Annotated in this window: 22 protein-coding genes; 16 read left to right on the plus strand and 6 right to left on the minus strand. The window is 46.0% G+C overall.

The annotated features are described in order from the left end of the window. The first annotated feature begins 40 nt into the window (after positions 1-40). The 11 genes from WCT25_02100 (at position 41) to WCT25_02150 (ending at position 11,064) form a co-directional block, all read left to right on the plus strand. A complete protein-coding gene (locus tag WCT25_02100; GenBank protein ID MFA6536205.1) occupies positions 41-667 on the plus strand; it encodes a Type 1 glutamine amidotransferase-like domain-containing protein in 627 nt (208 codons plus the stop codon). Between the two features lie 43 nt (positions 668-710). After that, positions 711-1,463, plus strand: a complete 753-nt coding sequence (locus tag WCT25_02105) for an HAD-IIB family hydrolase (GenBank protein ID MFA6536206.1) — start codon at positions 711-713, stop codon at positions 1,461-1,463. A gap of 76 nt (positions 1,464-1,539) precedes the next feature. After that, the gene (locus WCT25_02110) at positions 1,540-1,881 is read left to right on the plus strand and encodes a phosphomannose isomerase type II C-terminal cupin domain (GenBank protein MFA6536207.1); all 342 of its coding nucleotides are present in this window, start codon (positions 1,540-1,542) and stop codon (positions 1,879-1,881) included. Positions 1,882-1,890: 9 nt separating this feature from the next. After that, a complete protein-coding gene (locus WCT25_02115) occupies positions 1,891-3,777 on the plus strand; it encodes a hypothetical protein (GenBank protein ID MFA6536208.1) in 1,887 nt (628 codons plus the stop codon). A gap of 21 nt (positions 3,778-3,798) precedes the next feature. Further along, positions 3,799-5,751 carry a hypothetical protein gene (locus WCT25_02120; GenBank protein MFA6536209.1) on the plus strand — a complete coding sequence of 651 codons (1,953 nt, stop codon included), beginning with the start codon at positions 3,799-3,801 and terminating at the stop codon, positions 5,749-5,751. A gap of 6 nt (positions 5,752-5,757) precedes the next feature. Beyond that, complete coding sequence (locus WCT25_02125; GenBank protein MFA6536210.1) at positions 5,758-6,012, plus strand: GIY-YIG nuclease family protein; 255 nt, start codon at positions 5,758-5,760, stop codon at positions 6,010-6,012. Positions 6,013-6,138: 126 nt separating this feature from the next. Beyond that, positions 6,139-6,471: a hypothetical protein gene (locus WCT25_02130; GenBank protein ID MFA6536211.1), complete on the plus strand. Its 333-nt coding sequence runs from the start codon at positions 6,139-6,141 to the stop codon at positions 6,469-6,471. 247 nt (positions 6,472-6,718) lie between these two features. Further along, positions 6,719-7,186: a GTP pyrophosphokinase gene (locus tag WCT25_02135; protein ID MFA6536212.1), complete on the plus strand. Its 468-nt coding sequence runs from the start codon at positions 6,719-6,721 to the stop codon at positions 7,184-7,186. Positions 7,187-7,266: 80 nt separating this feature from the next. After that, on the plus strand, positions 7,267-8,664 hold the full coding sequence (locus tag WCT25_02140) for an Nramp family divalent metal transporter (GenBank protein ID MFA6536213.1): 1,398 nt from the start codon (positions 7,267-7,269) through the stop codon (positions 8,662-8,664). Between the two features lie 49 nt (positions 8,665-8,713). Further along, positions 8,714-10,420, plus strand: a complete 1,707-nt coding sequence (locus WCT25_02145) for an FAD-binding oxidoreductase (GenBank protein MFA6536214.1) — start codon at positions 8,714-8,716, stop codon at positions 10,418-10,420. A 5-nt stretch (positions 10,421-10,425) separates the two neighbouring features. Then, positions 10,426-11,064 carry a hypothetical protein gene (locus tag WCT25_02150; GenBank protein MFA6536215.1) on the plus strand — a complete coding sequence of 213 codons (639 nt, stop codon included), beginning with the start codon at positions 10,426-10,428 and terminating at the stop codon, positions 11,062-11,064. Between the two features lie 40 nt (positions 11,065-11,104). Here the strand turns inward: WCT25_02150 and WCT25_02155 are convergent, their stop codons facing one another. Together WCT25_02155 and WCT25_02160 are read right to left on the minus strand one after the other, a co-directional pair. Beyond that, positions 11,105-11,719 carry a hypothetical protein gene (locus WCT25_02155; GenBank protein MFA6536216.1) on the minus strand — a complete coding sequence of 205 codons (615 nt, stop codon included), beginning with the start codon at positions 11,717-11,719 and terminating at the stop codon, positions 11,105-11,107. A 2-nt stretch (positions 11,720-11,721) separates the two neighbouring features. Further along, positions 11,722-12,006, minus strand: coding sequence for a hypothetical protein (locus WCT25_02160; GenBank protein ID MFA6536217.1), 285 nt, complete (start codon positions 12,004-12,006; stop codon positions 11,722-11,724). Between the two features lie 158 nt (positions 12,007-12,164). Here WCT25_02160 and WCT25_02165 point away from each other — a divergent pair, with 158 nt between their 5' ends. Beyond that, positions 12,165-13,043 carry an inositol monophosphatase family protein gene (locus tag WCT25_02165; GenBank protein ID MFA6536218.1) on the plus strand — a complete coding sequence of 293 codons (879 nt, stop codon included), beginning with the start codon at positions 12,165-12,167 and terminating at the stop codon, positions 13,041-13,043. Between the two features lie 93 nt (positions 13,044-13,136). Here the strand turns inward: WCT25_02165 and WCT25_02170 are convergent, their stop codons facing one another. Further along, on the minus strand, positions 13,137-13,802 hold the full coding sequence (locus WCT25_02170) for a hypothetical protein (protein ID MFA6536219.1): 666 nt from the start codon (positions 13,800-13,802) through the stop codon (positions 13,137-13,139). Positions 13,803-13,946: 144 nt separating this feature from the next. Between WCT25_02170 and WCT25_02175 the strand changes: the two genes are divergently transcribed. The 4 genes from WCT25_02175 to WCT25_02190 are packed head-to-tail and all read left to right on the plus strand — an operon-like array spanning position 13,947 to position 18,452. Continuing rightward, positions 13,947-14,288 carry a tRNA-binding protein gene (locus WCT25_02175; GenBank protein ID MFA6536220.1) on the plus strand — a complete coding sequence of 114 codons (342 nt, stop codon included), beginning with the start codon at positions 13,947-13,949 and terminating at the stop codon, positions 14,286-14,288. 33 nt (positions 14,289-14,321) lie between these two features. Then, positions 14,322-15,218 carry an alpha/beta hydrolase gene (locus WCT25_02180; GenBank protein ID MFA6536221.1) on the plus strand — a complete coding sequence of 299 codons (897 nt, stop codon included), beginning with the start codon at positions 14,322-14,324 and terminating at the stop codon, positions 15,216-15,218. Between the two features lie 28 nt (positions 15,219-15,246). Continuing rightward, the gene (locus WCT25_02185; GenBank protein ID MFA6536222.1) at positions 15,247-17,058 is read left to right on the plus strand and encodes a glycosyltransferase; all 1,812 of its coding nucleotides are present in this window, start codon (positions 15,247-15,249) and stop codon (positions 17,056-17,058) included. 5 nt (positions 17,059-17,063) lie between these two features. Further along, a complete protein-coding gene (locus WCT25_02190; GenBank protein ID MFA6536223.1) occupies positions 17,064-18,452 on the plus strand; it encodes an LssY C-terminal domain-containing protein in 1,389 nt (462 codons plus the stop codon). Here the strand turns inward: WCT25_02190 and WCT25_02195 are convergent. The 3 genes from WCT25_02195 to WCT25_02205 form a co-directional block, all read right to left on the minus strand. Next, positions 18,445-19,266 carry a succinylglutamate desuccinylase/aspartoacylase family protein gene (locus WCT25_02195; GenBank protein ID MFA6536224.1) on the minus strand — a complete coding sequence of 274 codons (822 nt, stop codon included), beginning with the start codon at positions 19,264-19,266 and terminating at the stop codon, positions 18,445-18,447. The two genes, WCT25_02190 and WCT25_02195, sit on opposite strands and share 8 nt — an antisense overlap. Before the next feature lie 73 nt (positions 19,267-19,339). Next, on the minus strand, positions 19,340-20,236 hold the full coding sequence (locus tag WCT25_02200; GenBank protein MFA6536225.1) for a hypothetical protein: 897 nt from the start codon (positions 20,234-20,236) through the stop codon (positions 19,340-19,342). Positions 20,237-20,351: 115 nt separating this feature from the next. Continuing rightward, complete coding sequence (locus tag WCT25_02205) at positions 20,352-20,675, minus strand: YerC/YecD family TrpR-related protein (protein ID MFA6536226.1); 324 nt, start codon at positions 20,673-20,675, stop codon at positions 20,352-20,354. Positions 20,676-20,702 lie beyond the last annotated feature (27 nt).

The following is a 20,702-nucleotide window of genomic DNA, read 5'->3' on the forward strand; positions in this document are numbered from 1 at the left end:
CTGTTTTAAGGACACCACAGAATGGGCTATAATACTTGGTATGAAACTATTTCTCGCCTCATCGTTAAACGAAAGTGCAGTCCTCTTGCCCAAAGTTTTACATTTGGACTTGAATGGTAAGAAGGTTTTGTTTAGCGCCAATGCGGCCGATGACTATAAAACCGATAAATGGTGGGTTAGGGCAGATCGGGAAGCTTTTATTAAACTTGGTGCTGAAGTCGTTGATATAGATTTTCGCTCGCTAAGTCGGGATGATTTTCTTGCGCACCTAAAAGGCTCTTTTGCGATTCACTTTTGTGGTGGTAGTGTCTTATATCTGATTTCTTTGCTCAAGGAAAAAGATTTTGTTGGTTTGTTAGTCGACGCAGTGAAGAAGGAAAAGATTATTTACTCTGGCACCAGTGCGGGTTCAATGATTGTTTCTAAAGATTTAATTTTGTCTAAGCTCGACTCGGATGAGAAGGCATATCTAGACAGGGTTAAGGATTATTCCGGTCTGGGGCTTGTAGATTTTATGGTTATTCCACATACCGATAATGCCAGTTTTGCCGAATCAAATGCAGAAATGGTTAAGGCTTTGCCCGAATATCCTCAAGCTCTCATTTTGTTAAATGATAAGCAAGTGGCCTGGGTCCAAGACGGTAAGGTTGAAATTTTGTCGGCTTGATCAAGTATTCAATGCGGTCACCTGATGGGCTATAATACCTGGTATGAAGCCTAATCTGGAAATTGTCGCTTTTGATTTGGATGACACCTTAACCTTGAGTCGTGCACCACTTGATGAAGAGATGGCCGAGCTTTTGTGTCGGCTTTTGGCAATTAAGAAGGTAGCGGTGATTTCCGGCGCGTCTTTCGAGCAATTCAAAAAGCAATTTATCGGGCGACTGACTTGTGTTGATCTAAATTTGAAAAATTTGCTGATTCTACCGACGAGTGGTGCCAGTCTCTATGGCTATGATGGCGAATGGAAGCAAATTTATTCTCACAATCTTTCCGAAGCAGAAAGGCAAAAGATTTTTTCCGCTTTCGATCAGGTTTTCAAGGACACCAATTTTGAAATGCCGGAAAAGATTTATGGCGCCTTGGTAGAGGATCGTGGTTCGCAGGTGACTTTCTCCGGTTTGGGAAGTGAGGCACCACTAACTTTGAAGACATCTTGGGACCCAACTCATGAAAGACGGAAAAAGTTGGCCGAAGCCTTGAAGAAATACTTGCCGGATTTTGCCGTGAGTATCGGCGGGGCGACTTCTATTGATGTGACAAAAAGGGGGATTGATAAGGCCTACGGCTTACAACAACTCCTCGGGTACGCTCATTTAAAGCCGGAAAATCTGCTTTATGTTGGAGATGCCTTGTTTCCGGGTGGCAACGACGCTTCGGTTTTAGGTCTTGGGGTAGAGGTGGCTTCGGTTGGTGAGCCCGGTCTTGAGGATACCAAGCAGTTAATCACCAGTCTCTTGTAGACACTGACAAAACAAGAGAGGTATAATGGTAAGGATTTTCTCCTGAGACTTGATTTGCAGGAGCCTAAATTTATCAATGACACCTTTTACAGAAAAGCGTCCTTGGGGCGAGTTTCGACAGTTTACATTAAATGAGCCGGTGACGGTTAAAACCATTTTGGTTAAAAAGGGTGAGGCTTTAAGTTTGCAGAACCATCACCTAAGAACCGAATTTTGGAAAATAATTTCTGGCCATCCCGAGGTGACTATCGGTGAAAAAATCTTTTCAGCCAAAGCTGGTGACGAATTTACCGTGGGGATTAAGACTAATCACAAAATTGAGGCACCTAAAGACGAAGTTTTGTTGTTGGAGATTTCAAGTGGGGAATTCAAAGAGGACGATATTGTCCGCTTGAGTGACAAATATGGCCGGGCATAAGAGGATTCGATGTTCAAAACAATTTTAAAAAAATTTGATGGTGATTCCCAAAGGAAGCCATTAGTTGTCGGCAATCACGGCAAAGGGTTCTTCATGCTGGCTCTCGAACATTCAAAATCTAAAGCGGAATTGGTAAAAATTACAAGCAAGGACGGAGTTGATTTTTCGGGGGCCGCGAAGCCGGTTTCCATCACCCATAAGAGGCAAAAGGTAAATGTTCTAAAATGTGATAATTTTCGTTTGTTTTGTCACGGCGCAGAAACTTTCTTGACTTACACCAAGACTGATGCCCGAGGTATTAAATCGTACTATGCGGCCTCCAAAGATTTTATAAAATGGCGGGTAATTGGGGAGACTTCCGGCTTGCACAGTTCGGCCCTTTTTGTGCCGAAGTCAATCCAAAAAAGCTTGCCGGCCATTTATTTTGGCAGTGAGCGGGTTCGGGTGGCAACTCTGGACAATCAAAAGAAGTGGAAGGTCACCGAACCTTTCCGGGTGCCGAGCTGGCATTTCTTTGAGAATGCGCCCTTTCGGATAATTGGCGGTTATCCGGCTAAGGACGGGACAGTCATATTTTTTGAGGCCCAAATCGTAGCCGATATTTTTCATGACTCAAGCTTGCGCGACGAAAAGGTGGGCGAGGAATGTTATCTCAAAATTGGGATGGCGATTTTTGCCAAACATGATCCCGTTCAGCTGTTGTGGCAGACTGAGCTGCCTTTAATCGAGTTGCCACTTGAGTCTGGGGCCAAGATGTCGGTGATAAGTGTGGTACCGATTAAAAGCAAGCACAAGGTTTTCTTTCGATTTTATACAGCTATAGCTGATGGGAAGATTGGCTTTTTCGAGTTTGATGAAGATGTAATCAGTGACCACCTGAATCGCAAGCCGACTGCCCTTTTGAAATCGCATAAAAATCCGATTTTGCGCCCGACTGCCCACAATTGGGAAAGCGAAGGCGCCTTTAACCCGGCAGCTTTGCATTTGGATGATAAAGTTTATTTGTTATATCGAGCCGTTGGCAATGATGGCTGGTCGCGAATTGGTTATGCTTCGAGCCAAGACGGCGTTAATTTTTCCGAGCGTCTGGCAAAGCCGATTTATAATTTACATGACCAGTTTAATATCGATAGGTCGAAAGGTTTTGATCAGGGGCTGTTTCACTCGGGGGGCAGTTGGGGAGGTTGCGAAGATCCGAAGCTCACACGGATTGGTGATCGAATCTATTTAACTTTTGTGGCGCATACCGGTTCGTGGCCGACGAGAACCGCGCTGACTTCGATTTCAGTTTCTGATTTCAAAGCCAAGCGTTGGCGCTGGGTGAGGCCGATGCTGATGTCAGCCCCGAATGTTGGCAGTAAAAGTGTGGTCATTTTGCCGGAGAAGGTGAACGGCAACTACATTGTCTTTCATCGAGTTTGGCCAAACATTGTCGTCGATGCCGTGCCCGAGCTTGAGTTTGGCGTCAATAAGAGGTGGCTTCAGAGCAAGCATTTTATTCGTCCGCGAAAGTCTTTTTGGGATAGTCAAAAGTTATCGATGGGCGCGGCACCAATCAAGACTCCGAGAGGTTGGCTGGCGATTTACAACGCGGTTGATCGGCGCGATTCTTCCAAGTATAAGATTGGGGCGATGCTTCTGGATTTGCTCAATCCGGCCAAGGTTATTGCTCGTAGCCGTCGTCCGATTCTTTCGCCGGATCTTTGGTATGAAAATGATGGCAAGCCAGGTGTCGCTTATCCCGGTGGGGCAGTCGAGATCAATGGAATGCTCCATGTCTATTATGGCGGCGCTGATAAAGTTAGTTGCCTGGCCACCATCAAAACAGCCGATTTGGTTTCGGATCTGTTGAAAGATCGAATGCCGGAGTTTAAGATTAAGCCGATCAGTTTGTAATCAATAAAATAATCTACTTCAATGTTTGTTGCTAAACGATCGCACCACAATCCGATTTTAGTTCCTGACCGAGATCACTTTTGGGAATCCACGGCGGCTTTTAATATGTGTCCGGTGAAATGTGGCAGTAAGACACTCGGCCTGTTTCGGGCGATTTCCGGCATCGACAATTTGGTTGAGCCGCACCAGATGTCGACGATTGGCATTGCCGAGAGTACTGACGGCGATCATTTTGACAAGCGGGCGCAATTTATCACCCCGGAAGCTGAATGGGAAAAATTTGGCTGTGAAGATCCACGAGTCACTTTTTTTGAGGGCAAGTATTACATTTTTTATACGGCCCTTTCAACCTATCCTTTCTCGGCGAGTGGCATTAAGGTGGCGGTGGCGGTCTCGACTGATTTGAAGAAGGTCTCTGAGCGACATTTGGTGACGCCTTTCAACGCTAAGGCCATGACGCTTTTTCCAAAGCGGATTAACGGCAAGGTCACGGTAATTTTCAGCATCAACACCGATGCACCGCCGGCTAAAATAGCGATTGCTCAAGCTGATTCGATAGAGGAGTTCTGGTCACCGGAATTTTGGGAGAAGTGGAGGCTTAGCACTGGCATAAATTATCTCGATCCACGCCGCAATGAATTTGATCATGTGGAGATCGGCGCTCCGCCCCTTGAAACCAAATGTGGCTGGCTCTTGATTTATTCTCACATCCAAAACTATTTCCCCAACCCGGATCATTTTGATCGGGCTTTCGGTATTGAGGCGCTTTTGCTTGATATCAATGAACCGCACAAAATTATTGGGCGCACCAGCGGACCAATCTTGGTTCCGGAAGAGCCCTATGAGCTTTTGGGTTTTGTCGCCAATGTAATCTTTCCAACGGGGGCAATGATTGAGAAGGATACCCTCAATATTTATTACGGCGCCGCCGATACAACCGCTTGCCGAGCTTCGGTGAGTTTCCCCGATCTTTTGGCTAGTATTCGGCCGGAGACGACGAACGATTGGCGATTGAAGCGCTATCAAGATAATCCGATTCTAGCTTCTAATACTGGTAATGTCTGGGAAGATAAGGCTGTCTTCAATCCGGGAGTTTTGGATTTGGACGGTAAAATCCATATTTTGTATCGCGCCCTTTCCAATGATAATACTTCGACGATTGGTTACGCTTCGACGGTTGATGGATTTACGATTAGAGAGAGACTAAGCGCGCCGGCCTATTTGCCTCGTGAAGCCTTTGAAATGAAAAAAATTGCGAATGCCAACTCGGGTTGTGAAGATCCGCGCCTCACTAAAATCGGCAAAGAAATCTATATGTGCTACACCGCTTTCGATGGTATCGGCCCGCCACGGGTCGCGGTCACTTCAATTTCCGAAAAGGATTTTCTTGATAAGAAGTGGAACTGGAAGATGCCGGTTTTGATTACCCCTAAAGACATTGATGACAAGGACGCCTGTCTTTTCCCGGATAAAGTTGACGGTAAATATTTTATTTTGCATCGCGTCGGCAGTGACATTTGTGGCGACTATTTAAACTCTTTAAGTTTTAAAACCGAGAAAGTCGACAAGTGTATTCGGGTCCTTGGTCCGCGAGTAGGCACTTGGGATAGTGCCAAAGTCGGCATCGGCGGTCCGCCGATTAAAACGCCCAAAGGCTGGCTTCTGCTTTACCATGCAGTCTCAAAAAATCACCACACTTATAGAATCGGCGCGGTTCTGCTCGATTTGAAGGATCCGACCGATGTTTTGGCTCGTTCGACTGATCCGATTTTTGAGCCGGTGGAAATGTATGAAAAATTTGGCTTGGTCAATAATGTGGTTTTCACCTGTGGAATGGCGATTAAAGGTGGCACGCTTTATGTTTATTACGGCGGGGGAGACAAAGTTGTGGGAGTGGCGACAATGAAATTAAAAATTTTGCTTGATGCTTTGGTGCGGGGTTCTAAACTATCTTTTACCGGACACTGGTATTAAGGGACTATGTATTTTCTTTATATTCTTGAATGTGGTGATCATTCTCTCTACACCGGGATAACCACTGACCTAAAACGCCGGTTTAAAGAGCATCAAAATAAACAAGGCGGGCATTACACCCGCGCCAGAAAAGTCTTGCGAGTTGTGTATACTGAAAGCTATAAAGACCGTTCGTCAGCCTCGAAAAGAGAATTGGAAGTCAAGGGATGGAAAAGAAGCAAAAAGCTTGAATTGGCTAAACTGGCAAAACGAAATCACTAATACAGCTAAATACTGAGGCCAGCAGGCTGAACGTGTCAGAGATTAAAAGTTGGCCCAGAAAAAGTAAATTGGAGCTAATCAAATCTTGTCATAGATGATAAGGTCAAATTTTGTTATAATTTAGTAATGAATATATTCAATCCACATGAGCAAGCACAAGAAAAGATTCCCACAAATGGGGAGGTTTTAGGAGTCATTATGCGACAGGCCGAAAAAGCTGTGGTTGTCCGTGAGTTGTCTGACGAGCAAGGTCTCTATTTTCTTGAGGCAGAAGTAAAAGGTGAGAAATTGGGAGAAATCACCCGATATGAATACTGTAGAAAAGGGCATTTCCCGGACGGTAATAAGTCAACAGGAACTGTAATTCACGTTGTGTTTTATGAAGGCGACACGGCGGTTGGTGGTCACAATATTGCCGACTTTAATTCAGAGACAGGAGAATGGAAGTATACAACATAAGAGCGAAATCATGGCCAAAATCAAATTTGCCAATTTTGCGGTATTTATAATTTTTTTTGGGGTTGCCTTTGTTGAAGCAATTCAAGAAAATAATTGGCTAGAGGCGAGTCTTTTTATGCTACTCGGCGTAATATCTTTTCGGGCTGATTTTCGGTAGACAGTGGTTAATCTATAAATGAAGGACTGCGGGCAGTACTTACACCAGGTGCTTTACATATTATTAATTGTGTGCTAGTCTGGTTTCAGAATGAAAACCAAGCTAGTTCCTACCATTGAAGACGCAATTGCTTTTGCGGCTCTGAAGCACAAGGGCGCCAAGGATCGAATCGGAGAACCATACATCCTGCATCCTTTGAGTGTGATGCAGCGAATGAAGACCGAAACTGAACGTATTGTTGCGGCCCTTCACGATGTGGTCGAAGATTGTGGAGTTTCTATCGAAGAACTCCGCGCGCTCGGCTACAGCGAGGAGGTTTTGGAAGCGCTCAGTTTTGTGACCAAACGTCCCGAGGAGCTCGACGATTATCCGGTTTTTATTGGTCGAATCAAAAACGGCCCGACTCTCGCTATCAAAGTGAAGTTGGCCGATTTGGCCGACAACACTGACCCGAATCGTCGGACAGTCGATGGTGAAGCGACTCGGGCGAGGATGGAAAAGTACCGTCAAGCTATCCAGGTCTTGGAGCACGAGCTCGTTTTAAGGGGTGAGTTCTGAAGATGTAAATAAACAACTCGACGCCGAAAGGTGTCGAGTTTTTAATTGCAGAATAAGCCTGCCGGCCCTATCATTAAGGTATGAATGATTTTCCTGCTCCTTCGGAAAAAGAATTACCCCGCCCGCCCGGCTTAAGGCACGCGATCGGTGTTGGTATTGTAGTGGTTGGAATGGCAATGGGCACCGGCGAACTGATTATGTGGCCCCACTTGGTCACTCGTTATGGTTTGGTAATTCTTTGGTTTGCGCTCGTCGGTATCACGATTCAATATTTTATTAATCAGGAAGTGGCTAGGCACACATTGGCGACCGGTGAAAGTTTCTTCACCTCTTCAGCGCGAGTTTTGCGTTATTCGCCGATTTTCTGGTTAGGTGCGGCGGTCTTGCTTTACATTTGGCCGGCGTGGGCGACTGCTCTGGGTACGATTTTAGCCAAGCTTTTTGGTTTCGGTGGTTATCTGTTTTGGGCCTGGGCCTCGCTTCTTTTAGTGTTAATTATCACTTTCTCTGGAAAAGTCGCCTATCGTGTTCTTGAACGGTCCCTTAAGATTACTGTGCCGGTATTTTTTGTTTTGCTGGTAATCATCAGCTTCAAAAATCTTAATTCAGAAATCATCTCGGACGCGGTACGGGGTCTCTTTAATTTTGGTTATGTACCGGCCAATGTTGATTGGTCAGTACTTTTGGGTGCGATTGTTTTTGCTGGTGCTGGTGGAATGTTGAATCTTTGCGTTTCGCTTTGGTATCGAGATAAGCAACTTGGGATGTCGCATTATATTGGCCGAATCGCTAATCCGATTTCGGGGTTGCCGGAAGCGGTTTCGGTCACTGGGCACTATTTTACCGATAGTCAGGAAAATCTTTCTCGGTGGAGGGGTTGGATGAATTATGTGCGGATTGATCAAGGTCTAATCTTTTGGTTTTTGGGCCTTTTAACTTTATTTCTACTTTCGGTTAACGCCTATGCCGTGCTTTCGCCTTTAGGAATTGTTCCGGCCGGTCTCGATTTGGTCTCAGCCCAGGCGCGGATTTTCTCTGACAGTTGGGGATCAATCGGGGAAAAGCTTTATCTGGTGATGGCTTACCTGATGCTTTTTTCGGTGATGTGGACGGTGCTCGATGCCTTGACCAGAATTGTTTCTGATATTATTCACACAAACTCTCGGGCCGGCAAATTGGTGGCAATTTTCAAATCAGCCGAAAGATTTTCGATTCACCATTTATATTACGGTCTTATGGTAGTGTTCGTATTTTTGAGTGCTATCTTGGTGCCGTTTCAGCAACCATTTGTTTTCTTAGTGATTACCTCGGTTTTGGGAGGTTTGGTCACAGCGCTCTATATTCCACTCTTGCTTTATTTGAATAACCGCAAACTTCACAAAAGTCTCCGGCCGAGCTGGGGGACAAATCTGGTTTTAGTTTTGAGCGCAATTTTCTATTGGTACTTTGTTTACAACGTTATTTCCAGTTTGTTCTAAAAGATGTAAGACCACAAATGGCGCAAGCGCTCCATGCTATAATTTGGAAATGATTAACGTCGACGAGCTAAAAGCTTTAATTAAGGGGGAAGTTGAAACCTCTGATTCTGAAATTGAAATGGCGAGTCACGACGCCAGTATTTTTGAAGTCCGCCCGCAAGCCGTGGTTTACCCGAAAGATGTTGAGGATGTGAAAAAGTTGGTTCACTATGTAAGTGAAAAATCGAAAGCGGGCGGACCGCCGGCACTTACGCTTACCGGCCGTTTGGCCGGCACGGACATGTCCGGCGGTCCGCTTACGGAGTCACTCGTGGTGTCGTTTCTCCGCCACTTCAATCAAATCAAAGAGGTCAAAGAAGAGTCTCAAGGTCACCTTTCCGGAGATTATTCCAAAGTGGAAATTACCGGTTATGCCGTGACCGAGCCGGGAGTCTATTATCGTGACTTCGAGAAAGCCACTCTCTCGGCCGGTGGCCGGATTATGCCGAGTTATCCGGCTTCGAGGGAACTCTGTACCGTCGGTGGCATGGTGGCCAACAATGCCGGTGGTGAGAAAACCTTGCGTTATGGCAAGACAGAACTCTATGTCCGTCGTTTAAAAATGGTTTGCGCCGATGGCAATGAATATGAATTTAAACCTCTGAATACTGGCGAATTAACAGCCAAAAAGTCATTATCGAATTTTGAAGGTCAGTTGTATCGAAAAATGTCAGAGCTGATTGATTCAAATTTTGCCAAGCTTCAAGCGGCCAAGCCGGCAGTCTCTAAAAATTCTTGCGGCTATTTTCTTTGGAATGTCCGGGACAAAACGGCTGACACTTTTGATTTGACCAAGCTCATTGTCGGTTCGCAGGGGACTCTTGGTCTGATCACTGAAATTGAATATGGTCTCGTGAAGTTACCAAAGTACTCGCACCTTTTGGTGGTATTTCTTACTGATTTAAAACAGCTAGGTCAAACGGCCTCAAAAATCTTGGTCGAGGGCCCGGAGAGTTTCGAATCCTATGATGACCAAACGCTCAAAGTGGCTTTCAAGTTTTTGCCCCAATTACTGAAACAAATGGGGGGTAATTTGCTGACTCTGGGTTTGGAATTTGTCCCAGAAATGCTCTCGGTCCTTACCGGCGGTCTGCCAAAGTTGGTTTTGATGGCCGAATTTACTTCTGATTCTGATGCCGAGGCCTTGGCTAAGGCGCAGAAAGCCCAAGCCTCGATTCGTGAGCTTCACGAAAAGACGCGTGTCACCAAAACCGCATCTGACGAAAACAAATACTGGGTAATTAGGCGCGAAAGTTTCAATATGTTGCGCAAACATATTCACGGTGTTCGGACCGCACCCTTCATTGATGACTTTGTGGTGCCTCCGGCTGAGTTGTCAGAATTTTTGCCCCGTCTCTATCAGGCCCTAGATGTTTACAAAGGCGAGCTCACTTACACAATTGCCGGCCATGTCGGTGATGGTAATTTTCATATTATTCCCTTAATGAATTTGAACCAAGAGAGATCTCGGGAGATTATCAAAGATTTGTCGGTAAAGATTTACGAATTGGTCCACGAGTTCGGTGGCTCTATTACCGGGGAACATAATGACGGCATTATTCGTACCCCTTTCATTAAAATGCAGTACGGCGAAGAAATTTGTCGGCTATTTGAACAAACCAAGAAAATCTGGGACCCAAAAGGTATTTTTAATCCCGGCAAAAAAGTCGGAGGCACACTCGAATATGCTTTTAGTCACATCGTGAAATCATCCTAATGATTATGTTTAAAAAAGAAAACACAGTTATTGTTGTCTTGGTTGTAGTCGCTGTCATTTCTGGTGGTCTAGCCCTTTGGTTTAACGAGATAAGTTTCGAGAGGGGACAAATTGCTTGCACTATGGAGGCTAGGCTTTGTCCGGACGGTTCATATGTTGGTCGGGTTGGACCTAAATGTGAATTTAGCCCGTGTCCTTCTTCGGCGGATAAGGAAACTAAAGGCTGGACCACTTTTACTGATCCGGCCGGAGCCTATTCTTTTAAATATCCGGCCGACTGGCCAACCGATTATGTGGCGACAGTTGATTGGCCGCCGAAAGTTAATTTTATAAGCGGGCCATTTACCTGTACCGAGGGTGGTTCACAAATCGCTCGGGCCGGAGAGACGGTGAAGAAATTAATTGCCGGACGAGAATATTGCATCACCAAAGAAGTCGAAGGTGCGGCGGGGACCATGTATATCCAGTATGTGTACGCGACGGAGTTTGGCGATCGCACGGCCTATTTTACTTGGACAATGAGGCAACCACAGTGTTTGAATTATGACCAGCCTAGACAAGGGGAATGTCTGGATGAAGAAAATGCTTTTGATCCGGATAGTCTGATGTCTCAAATTGTCGGGACATTTAAATTGAATCAATAATAAATTAAAAAACTCCGTCACCTGACGGAGTTTGAGTTTTTTAGATGCTTAAAAGCATCTGGTTCGGCCGTTTCCACCTAAAGTGGATTGTGCGACCATCTTTAATTTCGGCATAACCCCGCCGTCTGTAGAGAGGTGGGGAGATGAAGCACTCGAAGATGTGCCGGTGATAGGCTGCGAAGAGATTGGGCCACTTTTCCGAGGGGACTACCGGCCGGGTTTCAATCTTGAAGATTTCGGATAGCTGGTAGAGGCTCGGATCTCGGAAATTGAGCTCCTCGGCTAGACAGCGTCTGGCAGTTTCAATGGGAATTTCTCTGCGTCCCATCGTCTCACCGATACCATCAAAGGTGTCTCTGTGCAGAATACTGCCGTCAGGGAATTCCTGACGATCCTCGTAAAGTTCGAAGGTTCGTCCACGACTTTGGTAATAAACTAAGACCATAGCGACATTTACATCAAGTACCAGCCTAGACTCTTCAGGACGAAAGAAAAGCTGGTCGCGTTTATGATGGTTGAGTAGGTCCGCAAAACTTCTGGCGGTGCCATGTCCCCATACATCAGTCGAGATGCCGTAGGTCTGAAGTAAGTCAGAAATGGCCCCTTGAGAGAGTAGCTGATCTCTCGGTTCGGCCACCAATTCGGCAGTGGGCATACTTATCCTTTCTCGGTTGTCGGCGCGCGGAAACTTCCGGCCAATTTTGCCATTTCAGCTTTGCGCCTGACAGTTATGAGGGCGGGGATGGCAAGGGCGCGGAAAGAATTTCTTCCCGAATTGAATGTGCCAATTTCACGGCCCTCTTCGGTTTGTTGAATTGCAAATTCCAGTAAACAAAAAGCGTCATTGAAATACGCCTTCATAGTGGAGTGGCCTAATCTTCTTCGCGTGGCTTCAAGAGTTGCGGCCTCTTCGTCGCTTATTACGAGCTGTAAACGAACCATAATTGAACCTTTCGCTTTTTAAGGTGATTCAGTTTCTGGCCGAATGATACCACAAATAATTCTCCAGTCAAATTGCGGCCGGCAATAGGACTGGACAAAATTGTCTAAGTATGCTATAAGGGTAATGGAAGTACTACATAAAAGAAGAAAGGAAAAAAATGACAAACTGTAATCAGTTGGGGGAGTTAACGCCCTCCGGCGCCGGTATTATTATGAAGGAGATGGTTCGCCGGGCAATCGTGACAATCCGCAACCAGAGGCAAGTTTTTGAAGTTCAGACCAAGGTTGGCCACAGTGGGCGATTGGATGACATACTGACCTCGGCCGATAAACTGGCTCAGCTAATCTACCTCCGTTCAATTCAAGAATGTTTCCCTGGCTTTGGAGTCATTGCGGAGGAAGACGGTTTGAGAATCTTGCCTTCTAGCTGTGTGGCCAAGCTCGCCTTCACAGTCGATCCACTTGATGGGACTAAGGCTTTTGTTCGCCGTCAGTCACATGGTGTCGGGACAATGATCTCGCTCTTTTGTGACGATGGATTCCTGGCGGCCTATGTCGGTGACATCAATACCCAGGAAATCTACGGGTTTCGTCCTGGTTCACAAAATGTCCATCGGATTGATGAGTTTACCAATAACGAGACTTTGACTATCCAGCCTAAGCCACTCAAGAAGCAGTATGTGATGCTCCGTGATCCTGAAGTTGCTTACGGTTCGGTTTTGACTCGGAGACTCATCAATTCCGGCTTCAAAAGTCAGATTATTGACGGTGGCAGTATTGGAATCTGGCTGGCCAGGTTGTGGAAGGGCGAAGTTGGAGCGGCCCTTGTTCCATCTGGAGTGGAAACTCCTTGGGACGCCAATCCGGTGAATGCCATCTCCCAAGCGCTTGGCTTTGTGCACATCAAGCCTTGCCCGGATAACTTGAGTTGGGAAATCTGCCCGATTCAGCCGATTACCAAAACGCAGCGTCGCGAGCATGACCTGGTGATTGTGCACCAGTCCAATGTGGATGAAGTCATGTCTGTCAGTTTGTAAAGCGTACCTCGAGCCGGCTGGAAACAGTCGGCTTTTTAATGTAAAAAACGCCTCGCAGAAAACCTGCGAGGCGTTGTAAGGACTTTTGTGCCACTACTTCGACGTTTGTCGAACCTTCCGGTACTCCCGGAGGCAGTCCATCGTCGACGAATCGACTCCGTAACCGCCGTATGACATACCCTCAACCGCGAAGAGGGCACCGCCGAAGGTTCGGTCTCGGCCGAGGTGAAGCGATTCACCCTCTTCCGGGATCCGACCGACCCAACGGACAAGCGGAACCGAGATGGTCCGGAAGCGGTTCTTCAGAACCAGGCATTCCAGATCGGGCGAACCCTCGAAGCCGTCGAGGATTTTGGTGGTGGCGATGACTTTGTAGCTCGCTGCCTCGACGTAGAGGTTATCCGAGATGACTCGGAATTGCCCCCGGATTTCCTTGGCGAATTCCGTCCAGGATTTCAAGCTTTTGATTTCCTGTTCGTCACCCTCTTTGGGGTAGACGAAATAGGCCGAGTCGGCGTCGATCCGATACGCCGTGATTTCCAACTTTGTGAGTTCTCCATCCGGCGCGAAGTGTGCCAGCATCTGAATGGCCGGGGTCTTGCCGGTCTGCTTCCAGATCGTGAGGACCTGGCAGATCGAGTTGTTATTGGCCAGGATCGTTGGCTCGACCGAGAACGACCGCCCCGTCGGCGGTGCCGGTTGGGCGTAGGCAATCGTGGTGGCAATGAGCAGAGAGCAGAGGAGCATCAGTTTCTTCATCTTTTTCCTTTTGGTTTGAGCTGGATTTTGTCGGTTATTTTTGGGTTTTCCAGCTTTCTATGTATATTATATCAAATTTAAACCAGATTGTCAATACACGCAAAATCCCTTAGAATATGAGCTTTTGCGTGATAAAATTCTAAGATGACAATAACCTATGAGGATTTTGAAAAGGTGGATATTCGGGTTGGAAAAGTGATTCAGATTTCTGATTTCCCGGAAGCCAAAAAGCCGGCTTTTAAGTTGAAGATTGATTTTGGCCCAGAAATAGGAACCAGGGTTTCCAGTGTCCAAGCAGTCGGTCCGCATACCAAAGATGAACTTCTGGGGAAGTTGGTTTGTTGTGTGATAAATTTCCCGCCTAAAAGTATTGCCGGTTTTCAGTCGGAGGTGTTGACTCTGGGTTTTAAAAATAATTCCGGTCTCGGCTGGGTCCTGGTCTCGCCACTTAAAGATTCGGTCGATCCTGGTAGCAAATTGGCCTAGTGAAAATCTTACTTGCTGTTAAAATAAAATTGTATGATTGAGAAAATTGCACAACCGGTAGGACTTGATTTTGAAAGTCAATTTGTCAGACGCGAGCAGGTTGAGACTGCCGGCGGCACGGCCGAAGTTTTGGACTTAGAACCTGAAAACCCAAAAGAAGAGACCCCTGTCTTTTTTGCTCCCGGTTGGGGTTGCAACTCTGAAGTTTACAAGTTTGCCTTGAAAGAAATTTTTGATAATGATCGGCGGACAATTACCGTCAATCATCCGAGAGTTGGCGGGCAAGCGCCGATGGATTTTAGGCATGCCAGATTGTCGCCGGATTTTCCTAAAAATGAGGTTCGCAAGGCTCTGACAATTCTCGATGTACTCAAGGCCGAAGGTGTCGAAAAGACTGATATGATTATGCACTCTGAATCAGCGATCAACGGAATTATCGCTGCGACACTTGAACCGGAAAGATTTCGCAACTTGGTTTTGTTTGCGCCATCCGGTCTTATTGGCAAGGATACTTTTCCCAGATTGCTCCAAGGTTTTTTTGAGCAAGGAAAAGGCCGGGCGGAATCGATGAAAGAGTTTCCAGTGACGGAAAAAGAAAAATGGGCGGCGGAAACCGCACTGCGCGAATCAGTTAAATATGCTCTCAAGAATCCTCTGCGCGCCACGATGGAGGCGATGGATATTTCGGAGACTCAAATTGATGAAATGCTCCAGGCTCTGCGTGAGCAGGGAATTGGCATTGTGGTCATGGCGACTGTCGATGACCCGGTCTTTCCGATGGAATTGGTGCAAAAGGCGGTGGATACTAAAAAAGTTGATGGTTTTATTTCGTTAAAAGGTGGCCATGGCGCGATTGGCGAACACCCTGAGAGATATGTGGCTTTGGCACTAAAGATGCTCGATGCCTTGAAAGCTAAGGCGGAAAAGTAAAATCTTGCTTTTGTGCTAAAATGTGCCCATGTCTGACATGCTCCAGAAATCGCCTAAAAAGGCCTTATTTTGCATTAGTTCACTTGGCCTAGGTCATGCAACCAGAACCCTGCCGATTGCAAAGATCTATGGGAAGACCCACGAGCTTCATGTTGTCTCAACTGGCTCGGCCTTAGCTTTTCTTAGGCAGGAACTCGCTTCAACCGGGGCAGTTTTTTATGATTTTCCCGATTATCCGCCAATTGAAAGAGGACGAGGTCTGAAATTTTATCTTTATTTCATTTTTGACTCCCTCAGGATTTTTGGTGTCATTCGCCGAGAGCATCGTTTTGCTTTCGACCTGGCCAAGAAAAATAGTTTTGATTTTATTATTTCTGACGGTCGCTATGGCGCCTATGTCAAAGGAACGCCGTCCTTTTTAATTTCACATCAGATCAGTTTTGTAGCGCCGGCTTGGTTTCGGCCATTTACATGGATTTCCGATCTTTTCAACTACCGGCAGTTTAGGAAGTTTGATGAGATCATAATTCCTGATTACGAAGATCCTAAATTTAGCCTGGCTGGCCGTCTGTCTCATCATCCGATGCTTAGAAAACTTAAGCATAATTTTGTCGGTGTCCTCTCGTCGATTGAGAGGGTGGAGGTGACCGAAGAGGTCGACTATCTTTTTACTTTGAGTGGTTATTTACAGGAACACAAAGAGCCGTTTCTCAAAGAGCTTTTTGCTGAGGCCGAGAATTTGTCTGGGCAAAAAGTTTTTGTCCTTGGTAAGGCGGAAGTCGGAGTTATTACTCCAGAAGAAAAATCTGCCGAGATTACGGTTTATCAGAATGCCACCGGCGATTTGCGCGCCAGGCTTTTCAGTTCGGCCAGGTTTATAATTTCCCGAGCCGGTTACAGCACCATTATGGATTTGGCGGAATTGGAGAAGCCGGCTTTTTTGGTGCCGACACCGAATCAGACTGAACAAGAATATTTGGCCAAGCATCATTTGAGGCAGGATAATTTTCTTTTCCCGCCCGCCAAGCTCGGCGACCTAAGTGGTACCTCGAAGCCGGCTATCAAAGTGCCTTGGAAAACAGCCGAGTCGGTAAGGCGAGTGAAGAAAATTGTTGACAGTTATTTCCGACAGCCGTTCTTTTCGATTATTGTTCCGGCACACAACGAGGAGAAGTATCTTGGTGATACTCTGACGCATCTGAAGTCTTTGGACTACCCCAAAAATCTTTATGAGGTAATCGTGGTTGAAAATGGTTCAACTGATCGAACCCTTGAGATTGCCCGCCGCTACGAAGGTGAAAATATTAAGGTTTGGCAAATGACAGGGAAGGGAGTTTCTCGGGCGCGGAATTTCGGCTCCGATAAGGCGAATCCGGAGAGCGATTGGCTGATTTTCCTTGATGCGGACACTGTAATAGAGAAGCCACTTTTGCTTGAAATTGCCAAGCATTTAAAGGCTAATCAACAAACTAATTTCTCAATTGGTACGACCGAGGTTGACCCGCTCGGTGACCTTAGGCTGAAAGCCAAAATTTGGTTTTGGATATATAATCTAGGGCATCGCCTTACCAAAACCTCCTTTGCCGTTCAGATTTTCAAGGCCAAACTTAAAAACCAGGTTCGCTTTGATGAAACCTTGACCTTGTCAGAGGATTTGAAATTTATCAAAGATGCTCAGGCTTTTGGGAAATTCTTTTATCTGCCAACTCGAAGTGTTCTGACTTCAACGCGACGGTTTGATCGAGTTGGTTGGTTAAAATTATTTATTGAGTGGAACTTCCAGGCTATTTTTATTCCGGAGCAGAAGAAGCAAAAAATGCAATACAAAGTAATACGTTAATTTAGATGGACTTTCTCGATTCAATTTTGACGGCAATCGGAGCTTTTATCGGCGCGCACACCGTGCTCACTTACGCCATCCTTTTCTGGGGCTCATTTTTTGAAACCTTAATCGGCATCGGCTTCTTTCTCTATGGTGAGCTGATTTTTATTCCAGCCTCGCTCTTGGCCGGTGCTCATGTATTAAATATTTGGTTGGTCAGCTTTTTCCTGATCGCCGGTGGAATTGCGGGGGATAGCGCCAGCTTTTTCATTGGTCGCAAATATGGCGTTAAGCTCTTCAAGGAGGAGCACCGCTTTCTGAATCATACTAATAGGGCCAAAGGTGAAGAGTTTTTCAAAAAGTATGGTGATAAGGGAATCTTCCTGGCTCGTTTGCTTGGTCCCTTGTCCTGGATCACACCTTTTTTGGCCGGAATTTATGCGGTGCCCTACAGTCGTTTTCTAAAGTACAACATTCCCGGAGTTTTTGCCGGCATCGGAGAATTTCTCATTGTTGGTTATTTCTTCGGCAGCCGTTATAAAGAAGTTTTATCCTTCATTCAGACTTATGTCGCGATCATCATTTTTGTAATTTTGGTTTCGGCAGCGGTTTATCTGATTGTCAAAAGAAATTATCCGCAACTTTTGGCTCAGGTTCGTAATCTTTGGCAATATGAAAAACGCAAATTGTTCAAGAGTGTTTTAAAACATATGGCTGCAGTTATTCTGATTGTGTTTCTGATTTATGTTGCTTTCCTTTACATCCTATTTTTTGTCGAAGGTGGAACTAATAATCAACCGACGAGGACTAATTTGCCGATTTTTATGGCACTTAACGAACTTCAAAGTGAGACTAATTTTCTGGTATTTCGAGACGGTGCCAAACAGCCGGTCCAGCCGGTGAATGTGATAATGGTTTTGAAAGGTGATGTCGAGGACCGTTTTCAAAATAATAACTGGCTCAGAGATGTGCTGTTTTCTGAAGCCAACCTGACGGCCAAAGCCTTTATTAGACTTTGGCGGGATCATGAGCCACCAGTTTCTGATTTATTCCTGGACGGGTACCCGCAGGAATTGGCGTTTCAGGAAAAGACTCAATCATCCTTGCGTCGTTTACATATTCGCCTCTGGCCGATTGGTTTTCTGGAAAATCAAGAGACTCGAGTCTATTTAGGTTCGGTGAGCAGCGATGACGGTCTAAGCCTGGCAATCTACAATCATTTTCCGGTGCCATTTCATCAAGTGAGTCCAGATGCCGATTCGGCAAGAGATGCGATTGCCACTGCCTTTTTGGGCGATCTAGCCTTGGCGAGCAGTACCTATGAGACTTGGGGTAAGGTTGTTGCCAGTACCAAAGACGATGAACAGGCGTATTTTACCGATGGACGAGTTTTATTGCTTCAGTTTAAATAATCAGTTTGGCAATTAGACAGGCCTCATCCCCGGTTGCGGCTTTTTGATTAGGGAAGAGGATTTGGCTATTTCTGCCGGCCCGATATTTAAGATTTCCACTGGTGGCAAAAATTGTGCCAGCCTTTAGTAGGGCACAAGTGTAATAAGTTTTTGAGAACTTAAAATTCGCGCTGTCTTTGCAAACCCTTTTTTGCAGTTTTGAATAAATCTGGCGCTGGCGAGGTTCTTTTTGTTGCCGACTCTTTGTGGCTCCGTAGTATTCCAAAAACTGCCTGACGGATTTTATGGCTAGGGGTAAATACTTTTTGGCCTTAGAATTTGGACCCAATTCCAAGCAGATTGCGGGTTTACCCAAAGATCGCATATAGCCATCGGTCGAGCCGATGTCAAATTTGTCCCAACCGGAGATGACAAACTGAAAGTCCATTTTTCGGGCTAAGTCGTAGGAATCTTTTTCGCCAATAACAAAAGGCGAACCCTTCCTGTCGCTGAAGGCGTGGAGATCTAAAAAAGCATCCGCCTTGTCTAAAATGCGCATCAGAGTCCGGGCTCGATTGTCCTCGTAAGATTTCCCGCAGTTATTAGGCAAGCAGGAACGGTTCAGGTCTTTCTTGATTTTTCGAGTGTTGGCGAGAATAGCCTCGGGATTGGCATAGACAAAATAAACCGTGCCGAATTCTATTTCGATTTTAGGAATAATTTTATCAAGTGCCAGTACGCCGACTTTTTCATTGCCGTGAACGCCGGCAAAAACCGCCAGGGTTTTGCCGGGCTTTTGTCCCTTTTTGATGAAGATAGTTTTTTGATATTTCATATTTTTTTCAGCGTCCTAATTATTAAGTAAGGCGCTGGAGAAAATGGGGAAGGACTGAACCTTCCCCGTGTGCTTACAAGGAACTAATGAAACTGTCGAGCATCTCCCAGTTCTGCCAAACTGCTTCATCTCTGCGTCTAGCCAAGGTTCGGATTTCAATGCAGAGGCGATTATTGTAGCGCCTGAGCCTAAAGTTCCACCAAACCGAGCGGAGGAACAAGTCGATATCTTGGTCGGCTTTCTCAAATGGCACCAACTTGCCATTTACAACTACTTCATGCTTGGCCAATTTATCCACGTAGTCTTCAATCGACTCCGGTCTCACTACTCCGTACCGATCAGACCGGTATCCGGCCTTTGAAGTGGCGATATATTTTCGCCAAAGTTCCTCCTGAGGATAAGGATTAGATTCGAGAATGTGTGGCCTGAATTCGGCCAAACTGTTGATGAGCCGGATCGCATGATTCGGGTCGTTTGCTTCAATAGTAAACTGTACCGAAGCGGTTCTGGCGAGTAGGGCGAGTGATTCTCGTCCATCGAGCTTAAGCCACGAAGCATCTCTTTCATCTGGGATGATCAAAAGATCCTCGTCTGTCTCAATGATGGGCTGAGGCAGAGGATAGATGCCGTAGCGTCTCGTGACTCGATATAGCTCTTGGATTGTCCTCAGTGGAGGCGAATAGGCACATGTGTGAGTAACTGGCAAAGTGGCCAGTTCGATATTTTGCCGGCCGAGTTCATAGAGCAACTTGTTGCCGTCTTTGGTAATTTCAGCAATAAGTTGACCTTTAGTTTTACTCAGCGACCAACCTTGCGAAATTAATCTCTTAAATATCGCTTGGGAGGCGGCCAGGGTAATCGGTTGCGAGGCTCCATCCACGAAGTGCGTCTCAATTTCGGCGCCGACGAAACATCGCCGGTCCGTCTCGAGCCCTTTGGTGAAGTAATCTAACAGGTCCGGCTTCTTCATTGCTGATCCTTTCAAGGAACTATGTTGGTTGTCTACTTTAGGTTGAGCCAGGCCAGACAAAATAGCCCTCTCCAAGGTTGGAGAGGGCTATTTTCATTTTTTAAATGCAAAAATGTTAAGACAACCCCCTCCCGGCTTGGATAGAGTTGTGATGATGGATTCGACCGATAACAGTTTTGTAGCCGCGACCCTTACCTTTGAGCCACTTGGCGACTCGGGAAATTGTGGCCGAGCTTAAGCCGGTGCGTTCCTCGATAGCGGAATAAAAGGCCCCATTGGAGAGCATCTCGGCAGCCAAAAAACGCTTGGCAAATTCTTCGATTTCGGATTCAGTAAGCAGGTCGCGCAAAAAACGCTCGGTTTCGTCTCCGGTTTTTAGTGCCAAGATGGCTTTGACCAGTTGCTTATATTCGGTTGTATTCCAATCGACTTTTTTCATATTTGATCTGATAAGTACCACTTTAGT

It is taken from the genome of Candidatus Paceibacterota bacterium (assembly GCA_041666545.1).
Classification (GTDB): Bacteria; Patescibacteriota; Minisyncoccia; order Phycocordibacterales; family JBAYGS01; genus JBAYGS01.

Excerpts from the sequence above, each read along its gene's own strand:
- WCT25_02100 (MFA6536205.1), top strand. The coding sequence starts at position 41 with ATGAAACTATTTCTCGCCTCATCGTTAAACGAAAGTGCAGTCCTCTTG.
- WCT25_02105 (MFA6536206.1), top strand. The coding sequence starts at position 711 with ATGAAGCCTAATCTGGAAATTGTCGCTTTTGATTTGGATGACACCTTA.
- WCT25_02110 (MFA6536207.1), top strand. The coding sequence starts at position 1,540 with ATGACACCTTTTACAGAAAAGCGTCCTTGGGGCGAGTTTCGACAGTTT.
- WCT25_02115 (MFA6536208.1), top strand. The coding sequence starts at position 1,891 with ATGTTCAAAACAATTTTAAAAAAATTTGATGGTGATTCCCAAAGGAAG.
- WCT25_02120 (MFA6536209.1), top strand. The coding sequence starts at position 3,799 with ATGTTTGTTGCTAAACGATCGCACCACAATCCGATTTTAGTTCCTGAC.
- WCT25_02125 (MFA6536210.1), top strand. The coding sequence starts at position 5,758 with ATGTATTTTCTTTATATTCTTGAATGTGGTGATCATTCTCTCTACACC.
- WCT25_02130 (MFA6536211.1), top strand. The coding sequence starts at position 6,139 with ATGAATATATTCAATCCACATGAGCAAGCACAAGAAAAGATTCCCACA.
- WCT25_02135 (MFA6536212.1), top strand. The coding sequence starts at position 6,719 with ATGAAAACCAAGCTAGTTCCTACCATTGAAGACGCAATTGCTTTTGCG.
- WCT25_02140 (MFA6536213.1), top strand. The coding sequence starts at position 7,267 with ATGAATGATTTTCCTGCTCCTTCGGAAAAAGAATTACCCCGCCCGCCC.
- WCT25_02145 (MFA6536214.1), top strand. The coding sequence starts at position 8,714 with ATGATTAACGTCGACGAGCTAAAAGCTTTAATTAAGGGGGAAGTTGAA.
- WCT25_02150 (MFA6536215.1), top strand. The coding sequence starts at position 10,426 with ATGTTTAAAAAAGAAAACACAGTTATTGTTGTCTTGGTTGTAGTCGCT.
- WCT25_02155 (MFA6536216.1), bottom strand. The coding sequence starts at position 11,719 with ATGCCCACTGCCGAATTGGTGGCCGAACCGAGAGATCAGCTACTCTCT.
- WCT25_02160 (MFA6536217.1), bottom strand. The coding sequence starts at position 12,006 with ATGGTTCGTTTACAGCTCGTAATAAGCGACGAAGAGGCCGCAACTCTT.
- WCT25_02165 (MFA6536218.1), top strand. The coding sequence starts at position 12,165 with ATGACAAACTGTAATCAGTTGGGGGAGTTAACGCCCTCCGGCGCCGGT.
- WCT25_02170 (MFA6536219.1), bottom strand. The coding sequence starts at position 13,802 with ATGAAGAAACTGATGCTCCTCTGCTCTCTGCTCATTGCCACCACGATT.
- WCT25_02175 (MFA6536220.1), top strand. The coding sequence starts at position 13,947 with ATGACAATAACCTATGAGGATTTTGAAAAGGTGGATATTCGGGTTGGA.
- WCT25_02180 (MFA6536221.1), top strand. The coding sequence starts at position 14,322 with ATGATTGAGAAAATTGCACAACCGGTAGGACTTGATTTTGAAAGTCAA.
- WCT25_02185 (MFA6536222.1), top strand. The coding sequence starts at position 15,247 with ATGTCTGACATGCTCCAGAAATCGCCTAAAAAGGCCTTATTTTGCATT.
- WCT25_02190 (MFA6536223.1), top strand. The coding sequence starts at position 17,064 with ATGGACTTTCTCGATTCAATTTTGACGGCAATCGGAGCTTTTATCGGC.
- WCT25_02195 (MFA6536224.1), bottom strand. The coding sequence starts at position 19,266 with ATGAAATATCAAAAAACTATCTTCATCAAAAAGGGACAAAAGCCCGGC.
- WCT25_02200 (MFA6536225.1), bottom strand. The coding sequence starts at position 20,236 with ATGAAGAAGCCGGACCTGTTAGATTACTTCACCAAAGGGCTCGAGACG.
- WCT25_02205 (MFA6536226.1), bottom strand. The coding sequence starts at position 20,675 with ATGAAAAAAGTCGATTGGAATACAACCGAATATAAGCAACTGGTCAAA.